Below are 18,864 nucleotides of genomic sequence, written 5' to 3'. Positions count from 1 at the left end.
ATACCGTTGATACCATGACGCATCCGAAAGCCATGAGCCTGCGCTTCCCCGACCCGGCTCAGCATGCCGCGATCGAAGCCGCCGCAAAGCAAGCGGGCGTCAGCCTGCAGGAGTACATCCTGTCCGCCGCCTACGACCGCGCCACCGCCGTGGAAAACGCCTTCCTCGACGCCTTCCGTGCCTCGATGGCTTACAGCGCAGCCGCGTTCGCAGAGGAGAGCAGCACGGTCGACCCCAGTGCGCAGCAGCGCGCAGCCGAGCTCCAGGCGCGCCATGAGCTCGACGGGCGGCAGCCGGGCCGGGGCCACGCCGCGTGACCCAGAGCGAACCCCTCCACCCGCTCGATGTGGCCTTCCTTCTCCATGCCGCCGAGCTTCTGCCGGGCGACCCCCAGGTGGACGACTACGGCCCGCTGTATGCGGCCGTCGCCCGGGTCAACGCACGCGCCCTGGAACACGACGTGTACGGCTCCCTGCACCTCAGAGCCGCAGCACTCCTACAGACGCTGGTGCGGCTGCCCTGCCTGGAGCAGTCCAACGAGGCCTTCGCCTGGCACGCAGCCGAGGCGTACCTGGCGCTCAACGGATGCCGACTCGAGTACGCGCCCAAGGAAGCGGTAGCCCTGGTACGGGATGCAGCCACCGGTGCCGCCGGAGTGGGCCTCATCGGCCGTCAACTGCGCGCCTGGAGCATCTCCTGACCCACAGCCCGCAGCATCACCCGACACCGTGCCGGACCCGGTGCGGGCCATCCCGCCGAGCGAACCGGACGTAGCCGTCCGGGACCATCGGCCCATCCCCCGCCCCCGGCACGTCCTGCTGGACGGTCAGCCGATCTCTTCAACCTTGAGCCAGTCACCCCAGCAGGGCAGCCGTGAACATCTCGCGGTGCGCCACCAGCCACTCCTGGATGCGGTCCCAGCGCTGCCAACCACCGTGCTCGACCAGCGCCCGGGTGTAGAGGGGGTCGTCGTCGGCCACTCGGTCGTCAACGAAGGCCCGGCAGGACGCGGTGGCCTGTTCGATCACGCCGGGCAGTTCAGTACGCTCCTGCGGGGAGAGGCCGTAGCCGTCGGCGAGGATCCGCAATCGTGCCGGGATATCCAGTCCCGCGGGATAGAGAACTGCCGCGGACGTGGGATCGAGCATGGGTACCCAGTAGCGGGCGGTCATGGCAACGTCCCACACCGCTCGGCCGGGGGCCGCCAGGTCGAAGTCGATCAGGGCTGCGGCACGTCCGTCGCGGAAGACGACGTTTTCCGGGCACACGTCGTTGTGGCACAGCATCGTCCCTCCCGCCGGGTCAGCCAGGGACCGGGGCCATTCCACGCCCGCGTCGACCACGATGGCCGCGCTGGCCTCGTGCAGACGCCGCAGCAGGCTCCCCACCGAGTACAGTGCGGTCTCGCTCATCGCCCAGCGCGGAAACGGCGGCAGGGCGACGTCACCGGGGATGAAGGTCAGCCGCTCGCGGCCGTCGGCGGTCAGATGGATCGGCCTCGGAGCCGCGTCGAACCCCTGCTCTTCGAGCGCGAGGAGATGGGCATGGAGCGCACGCGCAGTGCGCGGCGCCGGGCGTTCCACCACAGCACCGCGGCGGAAGACCGCGCCCGCGTTCGCCATGCCCCCGACCAGCGCTTCGCCCTCTGCCGTCTCGCCCTCAGCCGTCATGTCGATCACGCTACCGCCAGGTCGGCCAAGCGTGGGACGGTCCCGAAATGCGCTGCGAACTACGTTACGCGCCTGGGCATTTGTCAGACGTGCGACGGGGCCAGGCGGGTCCAGCCTTCGAGACCGTCATGGCCGGCATCCGTGTTCCGCGAAGATCCGCAAGACCAAGGTCGCCGGGATCACCCGACTCCGACCCGGTGTGGCCACAAAGATGGCGGCGTATACGTCTCACAGTGGAGATTGAGAAGAGGAACGGAAGTGGCTCGCGGAGATGATCGAAAATCAATTCCTAAGCCATTACTGTGACCGCTTGCCCAATTTATCCCTGCCGTTGCCAGCCGGACCGCTTAACCGCGTTTTGAAACAGCATCGTTTCCAAGCTGCCACATTTCATAGTTCCCACATTCTGCCGTGATCTCGGCCGTCGCCTGAGCCGCGGCGAAGAAGTCATCGACTACTGGCGAGGTGCGCGATGCGGCTACCGCCAGGCACACCTGGTCGGGTGCCAGATCCGGGATGGGCACATAGATGACGTCCGGGTGTGAGTAGAACACGGCCGCCGAACGGGCCAGGAACGAGATGCCCCGGCCGGCCGCGACATGCTCGAGCGTCTCGTCCACCCCACGCACCAGATACCCGGCGTTAGGGTGCGGGCGCCTCGTGGGCTGTGTGCTCGGGTCGGCATGCCAGAGCAGCGGTTCGCCGGCCAGGTCGGCCTCGGTGACCTCCTCCTTGCCGGCCAGCCGGTGGCCGGCGGGCAGTACTGCCACCCGCGGCTCGGTGTACAGCGGGGTGACGCGCAGGCCGGTCTCGTCGATGGGCAGCCGCACGTAGGCGACGTCGATGCGGCCGTCGAGCAGCATCGCGGCCTGGTCGTCGCCTTCGATGCGCTGCACGTCCACGACCACGTCCGGGTGCCGGGCCTCGAAAGCCCGCGCCGCCGGGATGACCGGGATGCCGGCCCGGAAACCGACCATCAGCCGCCGACTGCCGCGGGCCGCCAGGGACACCCGGCGGCGGACCGCGTGCGCGGAGGCGAGCAGCGGACCGGCGTCGGCCAGCAGTTGTCGGCCCGCGTCGGTCAGCGCGACGCCGTGGCGATCCCTGGTGAACAGCGAGGCGCCGAGATCCTGCTCGAGCGCGCGGATCTGCCGGCTGAGCACCGGCTGCGCGATATGCAGCTCATCGGCGGCGCGGCCGAAGTGCAACTGGTCGGCCACGGCGGCGAAGTAACGCAATTTGCGCAGATCCAGATCCATGGCGTGACGTCTCCCATTCCGGTGATGCCTTCAGGGTATCACCACGACTAAAAGAGGTCTTGGACACCCGCTCAGGCTAATGGCAACCTGAATAGGCACCTGGGACCGAGGCGAATTCAGTACAGGCCCAGGCCCAAAATGAGCACACTATTTCGGATACCCATCAATTCAATGGAGCGATCGTGGGAAAACTCGATGGCAAGGTAGCGGTGATCACCGGCGGATCCACCGGCATGGCGCTGGCCGGCGCCAAACTGTTCGTCGAAGAAGGAGCGCACGTCTTCATCCAGGCCCGGCGGCAGGAAGCACTGGACGACGCCGTCAAGCTGATCGGTCGTAACGTCACCGCCGTCCAGGGTGACGCGGCCGAACTGGACGACCTGGACCGCTTGTTCGACACCGTGAAGCGGGAAAAGGGCTCGATCGACGTGCTGTGGGCAAGCGCCGGGATGGGCGAACCCGCCGCCCTCGGTGAGATCACCGAGGAGCAGTTCCACCGCGCCTTCTCGCTCAACGTGCGCGGCACCCTGTTCACCGTGCAGAAGGCATTGCCGCTGATCAACGACAACGGCTCGATCTTCATGACCGGATCCAACGCCTCCCTCGGCGCCTTCCCCGGCTGGAGCCTCTACGCGGGAAGCAAAGCCGTCCAGCAGGCCTGGGCCCGCGTCTGGCTCAACGAACTGCGTGAGCGCAAGATCCGGGTCAACGTCCTGACCCCCGGCCAGGTCTCCACCGCCAAGCAGGAGGAACTGTTCGACGAGGCAACCAAGGCCTCACTCGAGTCCCTCATCCCCCGCGGAAAGATGGGCCGCCCCGAAGAAATCGCCACCATCGCCCTGTTCCTCGCCTCCGACGATTCCAGCTACGTCAACGGCCTGGAACTGGTCGCCGACGGCGGCACCACCGCCCTCTGAACCACACACCAGGAATCACCCGGGCACACCCCACAACAACCCAGTCCTCACAACGGACTGACCCCGCACGCGGACATCCGGCACACGCCGAAGTGTTGCGCAGTCGCGGAATTCGCTTGCTGACGAGCTGGAAGTTCCGGGAAAGGCGCGGCAGTTGGCCAAGAAGCGTCGCGGCCGACACCCTGCGTCCTTCCCGGCACGGATGAGACAGAGCGACACCTCGAGAACTGGAAGAGAGCACACCTCATGAGCAGCATCACCCTCATCGGTACGGGGAACATGGCCCGTACCATCGGCACGCTCGCGGTGGCGGGCGGCAACACGGTTGAGGTCATGGGACGCGATCAGTCCAAGGCCGATGCCCTGGCCAAGATTCTGGGCGGCGGCGCGACGACGGGCAAGTGGGGCGCCGTCCCGGCGGGGGACATCGTCATCACGGCCCTGTTGTACGACGGCGTCGTTCCGGTCGTCGCCGAGTACGGAGACTCCCTCGCGGGCAAGGTCATCGTCGACATCAGCAACCCCTTCAACGCCACGTTCGACGGCTTGGCCCACAGCGAGGAGACCTCGATCGCGCAGGATGTCGCCAAGGTGGCCCCGGCCGACGCCAGCGTGGTGAAGGCATTCAACACGATCTTCCGTAGTGTCCTGGACAAGGGCCGGCCCAACGTCTTCATCGCTGGCGACAATGCGCAGGCCAAGGGGGGCGTGGCGGCATTCATCGAGAGCCTCGGGCTGCGCCCGCTGGACGTCGGCGGGCTGAAGATGGCGCACTGGCTCGAAGGAATGGGCCTGGTCACGGTGAGCCTCGCCGGCAACGGGGTTGGCCACTGGGACTTCGCCCTCGGCATCACCGAATTTACCGGCTGAGCTCCCGCGGCCGAGCAGGCGACGCACAGAGCGCCGTGCGCCTGACAATGACTGCCGGATCACCGACCTGCTGATGTCGGATATCAACGTCGGCGAACGATCCTGCCCGAGAAGACTCTCGCGATGAAGCTCGGTTCCGTGACACGCGTGTCGGCGTCCATCGAGAGCCTGGGCTTACGCCCGATGGACGCCGGGCCGCTGGCAAGGGCGCAGACGCTGAAGAACGTCACCCTGTTGCAGTTGGGCCTCGTCACCCACTCCGTCAAGCACTCGAGCTTCTTCCCCGGCGTCAGCGTTCTCAGCTCAACGCACCCTTACCACCACTTCTCGCGCCACATCGCGCCAGTCGATCTACAGCACGAGGAGAACAGTCCCTCCACCTACTCTCACAAGGAGCAGCAGCATGCGCGTTTTCGTCACTGGTGGGACCGGCCATGCCGGTTCGTACATCATCCCCGAGCTCATCGCCGCCGGACATGAGGTCACCGGCCTGGCCCGCTCCGACACGGCCGCAACAGCGGTGTCCGCGCTGGGCGCGAAGGTGCGTCGCGGCGACCTCGAGGATCTCGACGGACTCAAGGAGGCGGCCGCGGACTCCGACGGCGTCATCCACGTCGCACACAGGCAAGACCTGCTTCCCTCCGGCGGGATCGACGCCGTGGCCGCCGCCGAGCTCCCGATCATGCTCGCGTACGGCGAGGCACTGGCGGGAACCGGGAAGCCGCTGGTCGCGGCGGGGAGCATAGGCTCGCCAGGGAACCTGGGCCGACCGGTCACCGAGGAGGACCCGGCCCTTCCCGGCGGGGATGAGTACAAGGGCACCCTGCGGGTTCGCAACGTCGTGGAAACCACCGTGGTCGGCCTCGCTGAGCAGGGAGTGCGGTCTTCGGTCGTACGGATCGCCAACATCGCGCACAGCACGACCGATCGTGCCGGCTTCCTCGTACAGCTGATCGCGCTCGCGAAGGAGAAGGGTTTCGTCGGCTACCCCGGAGACGGCGCGAACCTGTGGAACGCCGTGCACGTCCGCGACGTCGCCTCCTTGTTCCGCTTGGCCCTGGAGAAGGGGCCGGCCGGCAACCACTGGCACGCGGTTGCGGACGGGGCCATCCCGCTCCGTGAGATCGCCGAGGCCATTGCCAGCCGTCTGGGCCTGCCCGCCGTCAGTGTTCCCGCGGACGTACTGATGGTGCCGGGATACTTTGGGTTCCTCGCGAACATCGTCACGCAGAACTACCCGGCGTCCAACCTCATCACCCGCCGGACCCTCGGCTGGGAACCAGCTCAGCCCAGCCTGCTCACCGATTTGGACAACGGCCACTACTTCCCCGCCAGCTGACAGCAGGGACCCGAATCACAACGAGTCCGGCACATGACAAGGGTTCGGCTCTTCTGGAGGGCCGCGGAGAACATGATCACCGCGGGGTTCATCTGAGATCCAGTCGCGCCACCGGCTCGAACAGCGGACCATGCCACAACACCAGCCCACCGGCAGCCCTTTCAGACCTCCACCGGGCCTGACCTGTGGATCCTTCGAGCTCAAACGAGCGGCGGCCACTGAGCGGCCGATACCGGAGTACGGTGGCATTACCGAGCGCACCTCGCACGCCGTCACCCATTTCGGCGTCGCCCTCGGGGAACGGCAAGGCCGGAGCACATCGTGTCCGGACAGAAATGAGCCGCCCCACATGAGCCTTATGAGCCTCGGAGTACTCGCCTCCTCCCGCAAGGAGAACGAGTTCCGTCTGCCGCTGCACCCCCACCACCTCGACCGGATCGCCCCGGCCATACGCGAGAGGATCTTCCTCGAACAGGGTTACGGCGAACGGTTCGGCGTCGCCGACGACGCCCTGCGACCACTCGTGGCCGGACTGCGCTCCCGCGAGCAACTCATCGCCGAGAGCGACATCGTCCTGCTGCCCAAACCCACGCACGACGACATCGCCGAGCTGCGCGAGGGCCAGGTGCTGTGGGGATGGCCGCACTGCGTGCAGGACGAGAAGATGACCCAGATCGGCATCGACAAACGGCTGACCCTGATCGCTTGGGAAGCCATGAACCACTGGACCTCCACGGGCGCCTTCAGCGTCCATGTGTTCCACAAGAACAACGAGCTCGCCGGCTACTGCTCGGTGCTGCACGCCCTGCAACTCGGCGGGCTGACCGGTAGTTACGGGCGCCGCCTGCGTGCGGTGGTCATCAGCTTCGGCGCCACGGCGCGCGGAGCGGTCACAGGCCTGGGCGCCATGGGCGTCTCCGACGTCACCGTGCTGACCCAACGCGCCGCGGCAGCGGTGGCATCACCGATGCCCTCGGTGGTGATGGGCCACTTCGAGGAACAGGAACACGATCCTTCGCGCCTGCAGGCCGTCACCGCGGCCGGTTCCCAGCCGCTCGCGGAGTATCTGGCCGGGTTCGACATCATCGTCAACTGCGTCCTGCAGGACACCGACGCGCCGCTCATGTTCGTCACCGACGAGGAACTCGCCCTCTTCCGGCCGGGAACGTTCTTCATCGACGTTGCCTGCGACCAGGGCATGGGCTTCGGCTGGGCCCGCCCGACCACCTTCGGTGAGCCCATGCTCTCGGTGGGATCCGGCTGCCACTACTACGCGGTGGACCACAGCCCGTCCCACCTGTGGAACTCCGCCACCTGGGAAATAAGCGAAGCGCTCCTTCCCTACCTGCCCAAGGTCATGAGCGGCCCCACGGCATGGGACGCCGACACCACCGTCAAAAAGGCCATCGAGATCCGCGACGGCGTCATCCAGAACCCGAAGATCCTCTCCTTCCAGCACCGCTCAGCCACCTACCCCCACCCAGGGGTGAGTAGCACGCGCTGATAGCTGGCGGGTTGGAGGGCAGGGGTGAGACAGCAGGATGCTCACCTGCCGAGGGGCCCGGCCCCCTCGGGGGCGATTCGGCTGCGGACACGGAAGCGGCCGACCGTGTCTTCCTGCACTCGGATCAGCTGGACGGCCACCGGTCCGGCGAAGATGTAGCCCTGTTCCGCGGCATGCCGACGCACGTGGCTCGACAAATGTGCGCCCAGTTGTCGGCTGGTGCTGGCCAGTTGCTGGTGTGACTGCGGTGGCAGCTCGATGACGAACGCGTTGGGCACCAGGACACGTCGCCGGTCCAAAATCAATGCACGGTCATCACACTCCCGGTACAGCGTCCTCACCACGTCTGCGTGATCGTGCTGTTTGTGGGCAAGAGGGATGAGCAACGTCCACAGAGCATTGCTCCATCGCTCCATGGTGTGTTCCAGGGCGGCGAGGGATCTCATCTTCTGCAGCTGCCCTCCGGGGAGCTGGACACGCTCGTCCGTACGGGTGTTGATCCAGACGATGCGGGGAGCACCCGGCGGTCGCAGCGAGGGCGGGTGGCTTACTCACCGCTTCCGCGATGGCCCGCGAGGAGGTGCGATGTCGACGCAGACCCACCGCCTGACCGTCACCGAGGTCACCAGCTGCGAGGACTACACAGCAGGGCACCGGTATCTGGTGCTGGACGGAACTGCCCTGTTCTTCTGTGACTGACGCGGGCTCAACTACCTGCTCGCCATACGGTGGATACTGGACCGGAGGGGCGGACGGCTCCTGCTGTCCTGGGCGGACAATGCTTGGAACTGCCCCCTCCGGCGCCTCCCGTCTGGCCCCCTGCTTCTCAGGACAGGGAAGCGCAAGCGACCGTGGCGCAACGACCTGCAGATCCGCCATCGCGCCAGGGTATGAGGAATGTTTTCGTGTCGGCGCCCTCCCACCTGACGTCCTTACCACCACGGTCGGTGTGGACGCGCTCACGGTCACATCGAGCGAGAAGGGATGGCGGGAGCTTCTCCGGGCAGGCGAAAAGGGGTCGGAGTATCCACCCCATGGAGGATTGTGATCGTGCGCCCATCCGAGGAAGACGAGGAAGACCATAAGGCCCTGCATGGGGCCAGTCCGCAGACCGCGAAGCGGGCGAGGGATGTCACGCGCGGGTTCTTGTCCGCGGTGGCCGCACCTGCCGGAGACGACACGGACGCGGTGCTGCTGGTGGTGTCGGAGCTGGTCACCAACGCGGTGCGGCACGCCGGTGGAGTGACCCGGTTCCGCCTGGTGGCCGGTCCGGGAGCGGTGACGGTGACGGTGGAAGACGCCAGCGCCACCGCCCCCTCGCTGCAGCGGAGAAGCGCAGGCGAGCCGGGCGGGTTCGGCTGGCAGATGGTGCGGGAGCTGTCCGAAGACGTGGAGGTCAGCACCCGGCCCGGTGGGAAGACGGTGTCCGCGCTGCTGCCGCTGTCCCACTGACACGGAGGCCGGCTGGAGCGGCATCGCCGACGCCGCAGGATCCCTGTCGGCGGACCCGGCTGCGGGAAGGGGCCCGGCCCCTCGCGCTGGCGCTCGCCCGCGGCAGCAGCCGGACCCTGGAACCGCTACTGCTGCGGTCCGCCTGACGGCGTAGGCCTGTGGCGTTACTTGGCGTGCCCGAGCCCGTGAGCCCCCTACTCCCCCAGTACCCAGGTGACGGCCCCCGCAGACAACGGTGATCACCGCCCAGGTCATCAGCGTGCCGACCAACCGCTGAGCGCCTGAATGGTCATGCAGGCGGTGTTCTGGCGGAGTTGGGGTAACGGAAGGTGCAACCAACCCGAACGGGGGCCGTGATGGCGCGCGCAGTTCTGCAGGGCAAGGCCGAAAAGTCAGCAGCGGGCCGGGCGGGCCCGGGCAGGTCCGTCATCTCGTGGTGGGGCCGGGTGGTGGCCATGCTGCTGGCGTTCGCGGCAGCAGTGGCCTTCGCGGTGGTGCTGGCCCGACTGACGCTGGAACCCTCGGCCGCCTCCGCGTCGTTGACGCACAGCAATCTGCGCCCCGGGGACTCCATCCGCAACTACCTCGCACAGCCCGCCTTCCGTGACACGGTCAAGCAGCTCGGCGGCAACATCGTGCTGGGCATCCCCTTCGGCGTACTGCTGCCGGTGCTCGTTCCCAGAGCCCGCGGGCTGCTGCGCGTGGCAGCGTGCACGGCGCTGTTGATGCTTCTGGTCGAACTCGTCCAGGGCGCCCTGATCACCGGGCGGGCCTTCGACATCGACGACGTCCTGCTCAACACGGCAGGCGCTCTGCTGGGCTACCTGCTGATCGGCCGTCGGCTCGGCCGCGCCGTGCACCCCCGGCGCCGTCACTGGTGGCACCGCCTGACCAAGCGGCCGTCCAATGCCGCCGACTGAGGCCCCGCCGGTACACGGCCCGCAACGACGAGTTCAGGCGCGATCCGTCTGAACTGCCGTCGGAGCAGGGGCGGGGCCGAGCCAACGGCAGATCAGGATGGTGGCATCGTCCTGGAGCTGTCCGTCGTGGTGGTCGAGGAGCGTTTGGATGAGACGACGCAGGGTTTCGGCGACGGGCAGCCCGTCGGCGTGCTGACGGACCAGCAAGTCGGTGAAGCGTTCCACACCGAGTTCGCTGTCGCCGCGGCCGCGGGCTTCGGTGATGCCGTCGGTGTAGAACACGATGCGGTCACCCGGTTCCAGCTGCTCACGGCACATGGTGGCCTCCAGCCCCAGCGCCGTGCCCATCGGGTGTGCGGGTTTGCAGGACAGCTGGCTGCCGGAACGGCCCGCACGGATGAGTACCGGCGCGGGGTGGCCGCGGTTGACCCAGGTCAGGACTCCGGTGTCGGTGTCGAGATCGGCCAGGACGCCGGTGACGTAGCGCGTTCGGTCGTACTGCTTGATCAACGCCTGCTCGACCGCTTCGCCGATGTCGAGCAGGCTCCCGCCCTGGCGGCGGGTGTTGCGGCAGGTCCCCATGGCCAGGGCCGCGGTCAGGCCGGCGGCGGTGTCGTGGCCCATCGCGTCGAAGATCGATACGTGCACCACCGAGCCGGCGGTGGCGTAGTCATAGGCGTCGCCGCTGACGTGGTGCGCCGGTTCCATCGCCGCGGAGATCGCCACGCGGCTGTCGGCGTAGGTGGGAGGCGGCATCAGATGCCACTGCATCTCGGCGGCGATGTTCAGCGGTTCGGTGCGCATCAGCCGGGCGTAGGAGTCGCTGCTCTGCCGTTTGCTCACGATGATCAGTGCGAGCAGGGAGGCCAGCAGTTCCATGTTCTCCCGGGTGCGCGCGTCATCCGCCTGCGCGGTGAGGCGCAGTACGCCGAGCCGCTCGGTGCCGTTGAGCAACGGCACCCACCACTGCTGTGTCTCGGGGGCCGAGCTGCCGCTTTGCAGCACCTGCCCGTACTGGTAGGCCCGGCCCGGCAGCGTCCCCTCGATCTTGATCGAGGCTTCCTCGGCGCCCCCGTCGCCCGCGGCGTCCAGTCCCTGGCCGGTCAGCAGGTGCAGCATCTCGCGCTGTAGGTCCGCCAGGTAGATCAGTACCTGTGTGAAACCCGCGTACGCCGCATGCTCGGCCGTTTTGGCCGGCAGCCACTCCAGCGGAATCAGCTGGCTCGAGGCCAGCAGACCGGCCAGCATCTTCCCGCCGTCCCGGTCCTGATCGTTCACAGGATTTTCTCCCCACCACCCAGCCCCACCCGAACCCCTCCACGCCGCCATGAAGGGGGCGTGCCCACTCTAGTCTTCCGGGCACACGAAGCCTCCACGCTTCGCGCACACGCAGCCGCTGGGCATACCGAGCGGGTAGTCGGGGCCCAGCGGCACCACCAGGCTCCGCCTACCCGACCGGCACACCTGGCCGGGAGACACGCTCAGCGGGGCACGGCGATCCGGGGCCTGGCCTGGCGCCCCGGCCGACCCCGCGAAGTGAAGTGATCAAGGCTCGGATTCGCCCACGACATTCCCGCGCCTCGGCCTTTCGGCGTGCTGAGAGTCCCGCGGTAGGCGTCAGGCCGACGCCGGTGCCGCGGTATGCGCGGCTTCCTGGACATCGAGCAGAGGCAGCGCCAAAGCCTCGGCGAGTTCCGCCAGTTCCTCGGGGGTGGGGCGCACGGGACCGGTGGCACCGTCTTGGGCGAAGACGCGGATCCGAGGGGTGCGGATGCCGGTGCGGTCGGCGAGGTCCTGTGCGTTCAGGTGCCTGCGTCGCATGGTCTGTTGCAACAGCTGTGAAAGTTCGGCCATTCGTTTCCCCTGCCCTGAACTCTGCGAGCCATGGCTGCCCTCACCCGTACGGGTACCTGTGAGGCATGGCCGAGCCGCCGTTATCCGTGCGGAGTGTGAGCATCCCGGCCGTGATGTCAGGTGCGGCATAGCGGCCAGTTCGCATACGGAGAGTTATGTCACAGACATGTCTCGGCTGTCAGGGGGTATGCGCCACTCCACGACGCGCTCCATTTGGGGGCGCCCTTCTTTATTTCGGGAGCGATCATGGCGACGGCGACCTCGACGGTAACCGCTACTCACAGCAATCCCGGCTACGAAACCCCGTACCCGGACCGACATACCGCCGGTCCGAGTGCCGCCGGCGCGGACGTGTCGGGCCTTGAGGGACTGCCGTCGCTGCCCGATCCGAAGCAGGTCGGAGCTGTCGACGCCAGGGCGCTGTCCAAGACCTTGTTCGCGCGGCTGGACGCGCTGGAGGAGGGCTCGCCGGAGCACTCCTACGTGCGCAATTCCCTGGTCGAACTCAATCTCACCCTGGTCCGCTATGCGGTCGGCCGCATGGGGGTGCGCGGGGAGTCGTACGAGGACGTCGTCCAGGTCGGCACCATCGGCCTGATCAAGGCCATCAACCGCTTCGACCCGCAGTACGGGGTGGAGTTCCCCACCTTCGCGCTGCCGACGATCATCGGCGAGATCAAGCGGTTCTTCCGTGACACGAGCTGGTCCGTGCGCGTCCCGCGCCGCCTGCAGGAACTTCACCTCGACCTCAACCAGGCCACCGCCCGGCTCGAGCAGACCCACGGCCGCCCGCCGACCGTGGCGGAACTCGCCGTAGAGCTGCACCTCGACGAGGACGAGATCATCGAGGGCCTGCTCGCCGGGAACGGGTACACCTCGTCCTCTCTCGACTTTCCCAGCGATGCCGAGAATTCCGAGGACACCCTTGCCGACCACATCGGCTACGCGGACCCGGATCTGGAGAAGGTCGAGGACCTGCACGCTCTCAAACCGCTCATCGCCGGCCTCCCGGAGCGGGAGCGCAAGATCCTTGCTCTGCGTTACGTGGGCGACATGACGCAGCGCGCGATCGGTGAGGAACTCGGGATCTCCCAGATGCACGTGTCCCGCATCCTGACTCGCACCCTGAACCTCCTCGAAGCGAAGCTCACCACGCGCCGGTAGGTCACGCCGGACGCCTGTACCCGTCACCCCTGTCGGCGCACTGACGCGCACGGGCCCGGCGAGGGTGCTCGCCGGGCCCGTGCGGTGTGGATCACTGGTTCAGCAATCGGCGGGAACAGGGGCCGGCATCAGCTCCTGGCCCACTGCTGGTTGCTGCTTCCGTTGCAGTACCAGACGTCGACCGCCGTGCCGTTGCCGGTGCCGCCTCCGGCCGCGTCCAGGCAGAGCTCCGGGTTGGCGACGCTGGTGACCGTGAGGTCCGCGTTCAGGTTCCACTGCTGTGCCGCCGCGCCGGTGCAGTCGGAGATGATCACGGGGTCGCCCGCCGTGGCGCCGGTGCCTCCCACCGTCATGCACTTGTTGCCGTAGACGGTGAGTTGTTTGTCCGCGTTCCAGTTCCAGGACTGGTTGCCGCCGTCGTTGCAGTCCCAGAGGTCGAGCTGGGTGCCGTTGGTCGTGCTGAAGCCGGGCACGTCCACGCAGCGGTCGGAGCCCACTCCGCGCAGGACCTCGCCGGGAGGCGCGGGCGGCAGGTCGTTGACGGGCGGGGTCTTGCCGAAGCCGTAGCCCCAGCGCAGCTGCGCGACTCCGCTGGGGTTGTTGTCCACCAGGTTGCCCCCGGCGTCCAGCGACTCGATCGAGTAGGCGTCGCCGAACCTCAGTCCCGGCCAATACACCAGTCCCATGCCCTTGCCGCGGGCGGTGTTGGTGACGGCCGCGAGATACGACGTGTAGATGTTGCCGTCCCAGGCGCCGTAGTTCAGACCGGTGGTCATCGGGGAGCCGGCCTCGTCGATGACGGTCCGGCCGGCGTAGCTGCCGATCCGCGCCTCGAGGTCGGCGACCCAGTCCGCCTGCTGGGTGTGGCTGGCCCAGAAGCCGTAGAAGTGCAGCGACAGCAGCGTTCCCCGCAGTTCGCGGGCCGCGCCGACACCGGTGACATTGTCGTTGTAGCCGGTACCGCTGATCACGACACGGCCCCGCGGGACGTCCTTGTGCTGGGCGAGCCAGCCGCTGGTGACGGACACCCACTGGTCCAGGGTGTAGCCGTGGGGCTCGTTCATGGGCTCGAAGTAGACCCGCGGGTTGTGCTTGTACTCCCGCACCACGGTGTTCCACATCTTCTTCCAGGCGGCCGTGTCGTCGACCAGCCCGTCCTTGCTGGTGTCGGCCTCCCAGTAGCTGACGATGACCTTGTCACCGTAGGCCGTGGCCGCGTCGATCGTCGCCCGGTAGGACTTCCACCAGTTGGTGCCCACGGTTGCCGGGTTGATCGGCAGTCGCAGCGTGTTGGCGCCCAGGTTCTTCTTGAAGCCGCGCACCATGTGGCCCGTGGTGCGGTACACGGTGCGGTAGTCGTCGGTCACCTTCAGCCCGCTGGGCACGACCGCGTCACTGGCGTAGTTGTCCCGTGGGTCTGCCCAGTTCACCCCGCGGAAGTCACTGGTACCGCCCTTCGTCACGGGCTTCACCGGCGCGTACGAGGCGGCCGACGGCTCGGCGGCCGACCGCGCGAGGGCGGGGGCCGGGGCGGTCAGGAACATGAGTGTCGCGCCGAAGCCGGCCATGAGCACAGCGGCCAGTCTTCTCGACCTCGTCGAGGTCTCGGTCATGTCGTCTCCAGTGACGGGAATCGCGGAGGGCGGAGTGCGGGTTCGTCACTTGAGCCGAGGCAGTGATGAACCAGGGTCCGGATACAGCCACTTGGACCCCTGTAAACCGGCCATGGTTACGTAACCATTGCCCGGACACTCGCACGACGCCCGCTCTCGTGACAAGCCCCGTGACGCTTCCGAAACACGACAGACTTCTGCGCCGGACCCCGAGCAGTTCATCGCCCGTTGGACACGAAGGCGGCCGTTCGGCGGGCCGGACGGTCACATGCTTCGAGCTGCCGCAACCGGTCGGCGGCTTCCCCACACCGGAGCGCGCGGCGCCGGACCCTCGCTCAGGCCCCATCCACCCGTCGTACTCCCCCGGCAGTGTGGCCGACAGCACGGGGCACCGATCGAGAGGAGTCAGACGCCGCGTCGCGGACACCCGCGACTGGGACGCGGACACCACGGCCGAGCATGAGGAATCGGTCGTACCCGGGTCGTGATGCTCGGCTGGAAGCGGAAGGGGAAGACGAGTCGGATGGGCACGTTGACGGGATGGGAACGGACTCTGGAACGGGTCGAGGAAGCGCTGCTCGCGCAGATCTTCCCGAAGGAACCGGTCGAGGTGGTCGACGCGCTGCGGCGTGAGTGCGACAGCCAAGCCGTGGTGTGCAGTCGGAGCCGGGTGGTAGTGCCGAACGCGTACGACGTGGAGCTCGCCGAGCACGTCCATGACGAGCTGAGCCGTAACGGCGTCGGCGTGGGGCAGGTCCTCACCGACAGGCTGGCCGGGCACGGCGAGAAGAAGGGGTACGAATGGGCAGGACCGCTGGTGGTGCACGTCACCAGGTCCCGCGACGTACCCAACCGGCGATACCGCGTGACAAGCAGGGTCATGCCGCACGTCAGGGCCGATGCGTTCCAGATGCGCTGACGGACCGTCGCCGGAGTTCACCAGCGCTGCTCTCGCTTGCGTCGGTCAGCCGGATGCGGCGCTGTTCGCGCGCCTGTGCGCTGTCCGGGTGAGAAGCGACGACCATACGACAGGCAGGGGTTCGTGACGGTGTCACCAGAGCGCGAGTTGCTCGCGTCTGGTGCCCTGTCGACGATCTCTCGTTTCCGTCCCCTGGCGGGGTGTTGTGCCAGCCGCCCGCGTGCCCGTCCCCTTGCGGGTTCGGGCGGTGCGGGTCTTCTGCCCGGCTCCACGAGGCTTCGGCACCACCGCCAGGGTGGGGCCCGGGCCTCCGGCCACTCCGGTACCCGTTTCACGGTTGGCCGCCGCGAGGGCGGCCAGGTTGTGACCTGCCTTCGCGTCCCGGTCCGGTGCGACAGCCAAGCCGTGGTGTGCAGTCGGAGCCGGGTGGTAGTGCCGAACGCGTACGACGTGGAGCTCGCCGAGCACGTCCATGACGAGCTGAGCCGTAACGGCGTCGGCGTGGGGCAGGTCCTCACCGACAGGCTGGCCGGGCACGGCGAGAAGAAGGGGTACGAACCTGCTCCCTGGACGACGCGGGAGACCTGCCGATCGAGATCCGCCCTCTGGTCACCGGACGAGACACGGCAGTACGCCACCGTCCGCCCAGCAACCTCGGCACAGGACTGTTCAACCAGCCGCATACCGGACGGCGTCTGCACGACAGGGACCGGCATACGGCCCTCTTTCGCCTAAAAAGTGCGACTGTTGTTTGCCCCCACGACGAGGTCAACGACCGTCCCGACTCGTCGTCGTTCCCCTCCGGACACACCGCGGCTGCCGTCGCCTTCACCGCCGCCGTCACGCCGCCATGGCCGGCCGCCGGCATCACGCTGGCCGTCCCGACCCTGTTGGTGAGCGTCGAGCGGGTGCAGTCCGGCGCCCACTACTCCAGCGACGTCGCCGCCGGCGCAGCCCTCGGCCTGCTCAGCGCCTGGCTGACGCGCCAAGTTCCACACCTGCCGCGGAGACAGTCCCGGTGACAGCAGTGGACAAGAGCCCGGAGCCGGTCGGTGAGAACCGTATTCCGACCGTTGAGGGCGGCTGAGACAGCCGGGCCCGGCGACCGCGACTGACCGCGGAAGCTCACCGCCCGAAGCCACCGTCGCCGCCAGAACCAACCTCTCCTCCTGCCGCCACACGCTTACCAGTTGCTGTCCGGGGCACCGGGAAGGCCCATGCCGTGCCGCCCCGCAGGAGCCGGCGGTGCGTATGCCGGGGCCGAAGGAGGAAACTGGGGTGTTCGAGGGATTCGAGGAGACGCAGGTCGACGTCGGGGAGGCAGCCATCTTCGTTCGCTTCGGCGGCGAAGGTCCGCCGGTGGTACTCCTGCACGGTCACCCCCGCACGTCGGCCACATGGCATCGGGTCGCTCCGCAACTGGTGGCGGCGGGACACACGGTGGTCTGCCCGGACCTGCGCGGGTACGGGCGTTCCAGAGGCCCCCGGTTCACCGCGGATCACGAGGGTTACTCCAAGCGCGCGGTCGCCGATGACGTGGTGGCCGTCATGCGTCACCTCGGGCACCGTCGGTTCGCGCTCGCGGGGCACGACCGCGGGGGCAGCGTGGCTCTGCGCCTGGTGCTCGACCACCCTGACGCCGTGTCCCGGGTGGCGTTTCTGGACTGCCTGCCGCTGACGGAGCATCTGTCGCGGATCACGGTCGAGTTCGCCACGCAGTGGTGGCACTGGTTCTTCTTCGCGCAGCCGGGCATTCCCGAGCGGGTGATCACCGCCGATCCCGACAGCTGGTACCACGGCGAACCCGAGGTCATGGGTCAGGAGAACTACGACGAGTGGCGGCAGGCCACCCGCGATCCCGACGTGGTGCGGGCGATGCTCGAGGACTACCGGGCCGGCCTCACCGTGGACCGCGGGCACGAGGAGGCCGACCGGGCAGCCGGCACCCGTGTCACCTGCCCGGCGCTGATCCTCTGGTCCCTCAAGGACGACCTGGAGGACCTCTACGGCGACCCCCTCGCGATCTGGCAGCGATGGGCCACCGACGTGCGTGGGTACGGCATCGACTCCGGACACCATGTCGCGGAACAGGCACCCGATGCCCTGGCCCACGCACTCACCGACTTCCTGCGCCCGGCTCCGGCCGGTTGAGCCTCGGATCCGGCGCCGGGTGTGACAGGACCGCCACTGGCACTCCGCAGCAGCGGTCCTTCGTCCTCGTCGCCGTGTCGGGCCGGACACGCGGGTGCGCGGCTTCTACGCCGGGATCACGTGCAGGGTCAGGTTCGCGCCGTACTCGCCGGTCAGGGCGAACAGCCGGGTCCCGTCCGGGGACCAGATCAGGCCGTGCGCCCGTAGCCACCGGCCGGTTCCCGGTTCCAGGTCGATGACTCGGGACGGTGTGTCGGCGCCGGTCTGGAAGAGGTAGACGTCCTGGCCGTACGAGTTGTCGATGCCCGCCGCGACCTCACCGGTGACGGACACCGCGGCCGCGTTCGGGTAGTTGGTCGTGGGATACGTGTGCACCACGGAGAGGTCGTCCAGCCGGAACGCCAGGTGGTGGTACGGGTAGCCCCCGACGATGAAGAGGGTGGCGGCATCGGGAGACAGAGCGAGATCGACGACGCTGCCGACACCACCGAGGTTGTCCTGACTCGTGCGCACGACCGGATCGCCCGAGCTGACGTCGTACACCGTCACGTTCGCCGACGACAGGTACTGCTCCCCGGCGATGACCACACCGGGCGCGGACGGCGAGGACAGCAGCATCGGCGGGCCGGCCCAGGTGCCCCAGGGCACCAGACCGAGCCGCACGGTCGGACGGGCGCCGCTCAGGTCGAGGGAGCCGATGTTGCTGTCCCAGTCGGATCCGTAGCTGAACCACAGGGTGCCGCCCGCGAGAGCCAGCCGCAGCGGCGCGGTTCCGTCACCGGTGGCGTAGCGGGCCTTCTCCCGATACGTGCCGGTGTCAACGGCGGCGATCGCGTCGCCGCCGCTGAGCGCCACGTACAGCGTGCGTGAGTCGGGGGACAGCACGAGATCCGCCGCGCCCGGCTTGTTCTTCAGGGTCCTGAGGAGCCTGCCGTCGAAGTCCGTCACCAGTACGGAACCTGTGACGATGTCGGCGATGTAGAGCCTGCGGTGCACGGCGTCCACGGCCATGTCCGCGTGATAGGAGATCGGTAGTGCGGTGGAAACCGGGTCGGTCAGCGGCCTGGCTGCGGCAGCGGTGCTCGGGCCGAACAGCGGCAGCAACAGCAAGGTCAGTACACCGACTACGGCTCGTAAGCCGGGTCTTCTCATCAGATCGTCGTCCTCATCGATCGGGTGCCTGGAGAGGCATGCGAAAAGGAGTGAGACACGTGCGACCGATGCCCATCCGT

At 68.0% G+C, this 18,864-nt stretch carries 20 protein-coding genes; 13 read left to right on the top strand and 7 right to left on the bottom strand.

The window, feature by feature from the left end:
* The first annotated feature begins 14 nt into the window (after positions 1-14).
* Entirely contained in the window at positions 15-317 is a 303-nt protein-coding gene (locus tag QF037_RS45430) for a DUF1778 domain-containing protein (RefSeq protein WP_307035774.1), read from the top strand.
* Positions 314-700, top strand: coding sequence for a fic family toxin-antitoxin system, toxin component (locus tag QF037_RS45425; protein WP_307035772.1), 387 nt, complete (start codon positions 314-316; stop codon positions 698-700). Before QF037_RS45430 ends, QF037_RS45425 begins: the two co-directional genes overlap by 4 nt.
* A gap of 154 nt (positions 701-854) precedes the next feature.
* Here the strand turns inward: QF037_RS45425 and QF037_RS45420 are convergent, their stop codons facing one another.
* Together QF037_RS45420 and QF037_RS45415 are read right to left on the bottom strand one after the other, a co-directional pair.
* Positions 855-1,670, bottom strand: coding sequence for a phosphotransferase (locus tag QF037_RS45420; protein WP_307037722.1), 816 nt, complete (start codon positions 1,668-1,670; stop codon positions 855-857).
* 347 nt (positions 1,671-2,017) lie between these two features.
* Entirely contained in the window at positions 2,018-2,929 is a 912-nt protein-coding gene (locus QF037_RS45415) for a LysR family transcriptional regulator (protein WP_307035770.1), read from the bottom strand.
* Positions 2,930-3,111: 182 nt separating this feature from the next.
* Here QF037_RS45415 and QF037_RS45410 point away from each other — a divergent pair, with 182 nt between their 5' ends.
* From QF037_RS45410 to QF037_RS45395, 4 genes are all read left to right on the top strand, one after another.
* Complete coding sequence (locus QF037_RS45410; protein ID WP_307035768.1) at positions 3,112-3,846, top strand: SDR family NAD(P)-dependent oxidoreductase; 735 nt, start codon at positions 3,112-3,114, stop codon at positions 3,844-3,846.
* A 246-nt stretch (positions 3,847-4,092) separates the two neighbouring features.
* A complete protein-coding gene (locus tag QF037_RS45405) occupies positions 4,093-4,716 on the top strand; it encodes an NADPH-dependent F420 reductase (protein ID WP_307035766.1) in 624 nt (207 codons plus the stop codon).
* Positions 4,717-5,119: 403 nt separating this feature from the next.
* On the top strand, positions 5,120-6,055 hold the full coding sequence (locus QF037_RS45400; protein ID WP_307035764.1) for an SDR family oxidoreductase: 936 nt from the start codon (positions 5,120-5,122) through the stop codon (positions 6,053-6,055).
* A 349-nt stretch (positions 6,056-6,404) separates the two neighbouring features.
* Positions 6,405-7,559 (top strand): N(5)-(carboxyethyl)ornithine synthase, encoded by a 1,155-nt coding sequence (locus QF037_RS45395; RefSeq protein WP_307035761.1) that lies wholly within the window; start codon positions 6,405-6,407, stop codon positions 7,557-7,559.
* Positions 7,560-7,600: 41 nt separating this feature from the next.
* Here QF037_RS45395 and QF037_RS45390 read toward each other — a convergent pair whose 3' ends face one another.
* Positions 7,601-8,005, bottom strand: coding sequence for a DUF3662 domain-containing protein (locus QF037_RS45390; RefSeq protein WP_307035759.1), 405 nt, complete (start codon positions 8,003-8,005; stop codon positions 7,601-7,603).
* 538 nt (positions 8,006-8,543) lie between these two features.
* On the opposite strand from QF037_RS45390, the gene QF037_RS45385 reads away from it, so the two are divergent.
* Entirely contained in the window at positions 8,544-9,011 is a 468-nt protein-coding gene (locus tag QF037_RS45385; protein ID WP_307035757.1) for an ATP-binding protein, read from the top strand.
* Positions 9,012-9,367: 356 nt separating this feature from the next.
* On the top strand, positions 9,368-9,931 hold the full coding sequence (locus QF037_RS45380) for a VanZ family protein (protein WP_307035755.1): 564 nt from the start codon (positions 9,368-9,370) through the stop codon (positions 9,929-9,931).
* Positions 9,932-9,964: 33 nt separating this feature from the next.
* On the opposite strand, the gene QF037_RS45375 is transcribed toward QF037_RS45380, so the two are convergent.
* Both QF037_RS45375 and QF037_RS45370 read right to left on the bottom strand, forming a co-directional pair.
* Positions 9,965-11,179: a PP2C family protein-serine/threonine phosphatase gene (locus QF037_RS45375; RefSeq protein WP_307037720.1), complete on the bottom strand. Its 1,215-nt coding sequence runs from the start codon at positions 11,177-11,179 to the stop codon at positions 9,965-9,967.
* A gap of 369 nt (positions 11,180-11,548) precedes the next feature.
* On the bottom strand, positions 11,549-11,752 hold the full coding sequence (locus QF037_RS45370) for an XRE family transcriptional regulator (RefSeq protein WP_307035753.1): 204 nt from the start codon (positions 11,750-11,752) through the stop codon (positions 11,549-11,551).
* Positions 11,753-12,031: 279 nt separating this feature from the next.
* On the opposite strand from QF037_RS45370, the gene QF037_RS45365 reads away from it, so the two are divergent.
* Positions 12,032-12,949: an RNA polymerase sigma factor SigF gene (locus tag QF037_RS45365; protein ID WP_307035751.1), complete on the top strand. Its 918-nt coding sequence runs from the start codon at positions 12,032-12,034 to the stop codon at positions 12,947-12,949.
* Positions 12,950-13,077: 128 nt separating this feature from the next.
* Here the strand turns inward: QF037_RS45365 and QF037_RS45360 are convergent, their stop codons facing one another.
* On the bottom strand, positions 13,078-14,562 hold the full coding sequence (locus QF037_RS45360) for a ricin-type beta-trefoil lectin domain protein (protein WP_307035749.1): 1,485 nt from the start codon (positions 14,560-14,562) through the stop codon (positions 13,078-13,080).
* A 523-nt stretch (positions 14,563-15,085) separates the two neighbouring features.
* Between QF037_RS45360 and QF037_RS45355 the strand changes: the two genes are divergently transcribed.
* The 4 genes from QF037_RS45355 (at position 15,086) to QF037_RS45340 (ending at position 17,632) form a co-directional block, all read left to right on the top strand.
* A complete protein-coding gene (locus QF037_RS45355; protein ID WP_307035747.1) occupies positions 15,086-15,481 on the top strand; it encodes a DUF3662 domain-containing protein in 396 nt (131 codons plus the stop codon).
* Between the two features lie 432 nt (positions 15,482-15,913).
* A complete protein-coding gene (locus QF037_RS45350) occupies positions 15,914-16,216 on the top strand; it encodes a hypothetical protein (protein ID WP_307035745.1) in 303 nt (100 codons plus the stop codon).
* On the top strand, positions 16,147-16,503 hold the full coding sequence (locus QF037_RS45345; RefSeq protein WP_307037718.1) for a phosphatase PAP2 family protein: 357 nt from the start codon (positions 16,147-16,149) through the stop codon (positions 16,501-16,503). The genes QF037_RS45350 and QF037_RS45345 overlap by 70 nt, the downstream gene beginning before the upstream one ends.
* A 256-nt stretch (positions 16,504-16,759) precedes the next feature.
* Positions 16,760-17,632, top strand: coding sequence for an alpha/beta fold hydrolase (locus QF037_RS45340; protein ID WP_307035743.1), 873 nt, complete (start codon positions 16,760-16,762; stop codon positions 17,630-17,632).
* Between the two features lie 105 nt (positions 17,633-17,737).
* On the opposite strand, the gene QF037_RS45335 is transcribed toward QF037_RS45340, so the two are convergent.
* Entirely contained in the window at positions 17,738-18,784 is a 1,047-nt protein-coding gene (locus QF037_RS45335) for a hypothetical protein (RefSeq protein ID WP_307035739.1), read from the bottom strand.
* Positions 18,785-18,864: the final 80 nt, after the last annotated feature.

Source organism: Streptomyces canus (genome assembly GCF_030815415.1).
GTDB classification, from domain to species: Bacteria; Actinomycetota; Actinomycetes; order Streptomycetales; family Streptomycetaceae; genus Streptomyces; species Streptomyces canus_F.
The sequence above is the reverse complement of the archived record's forward strand: the minus strand, read 5'-3'. Positions and strand labels throughout refer to the sequence as shown.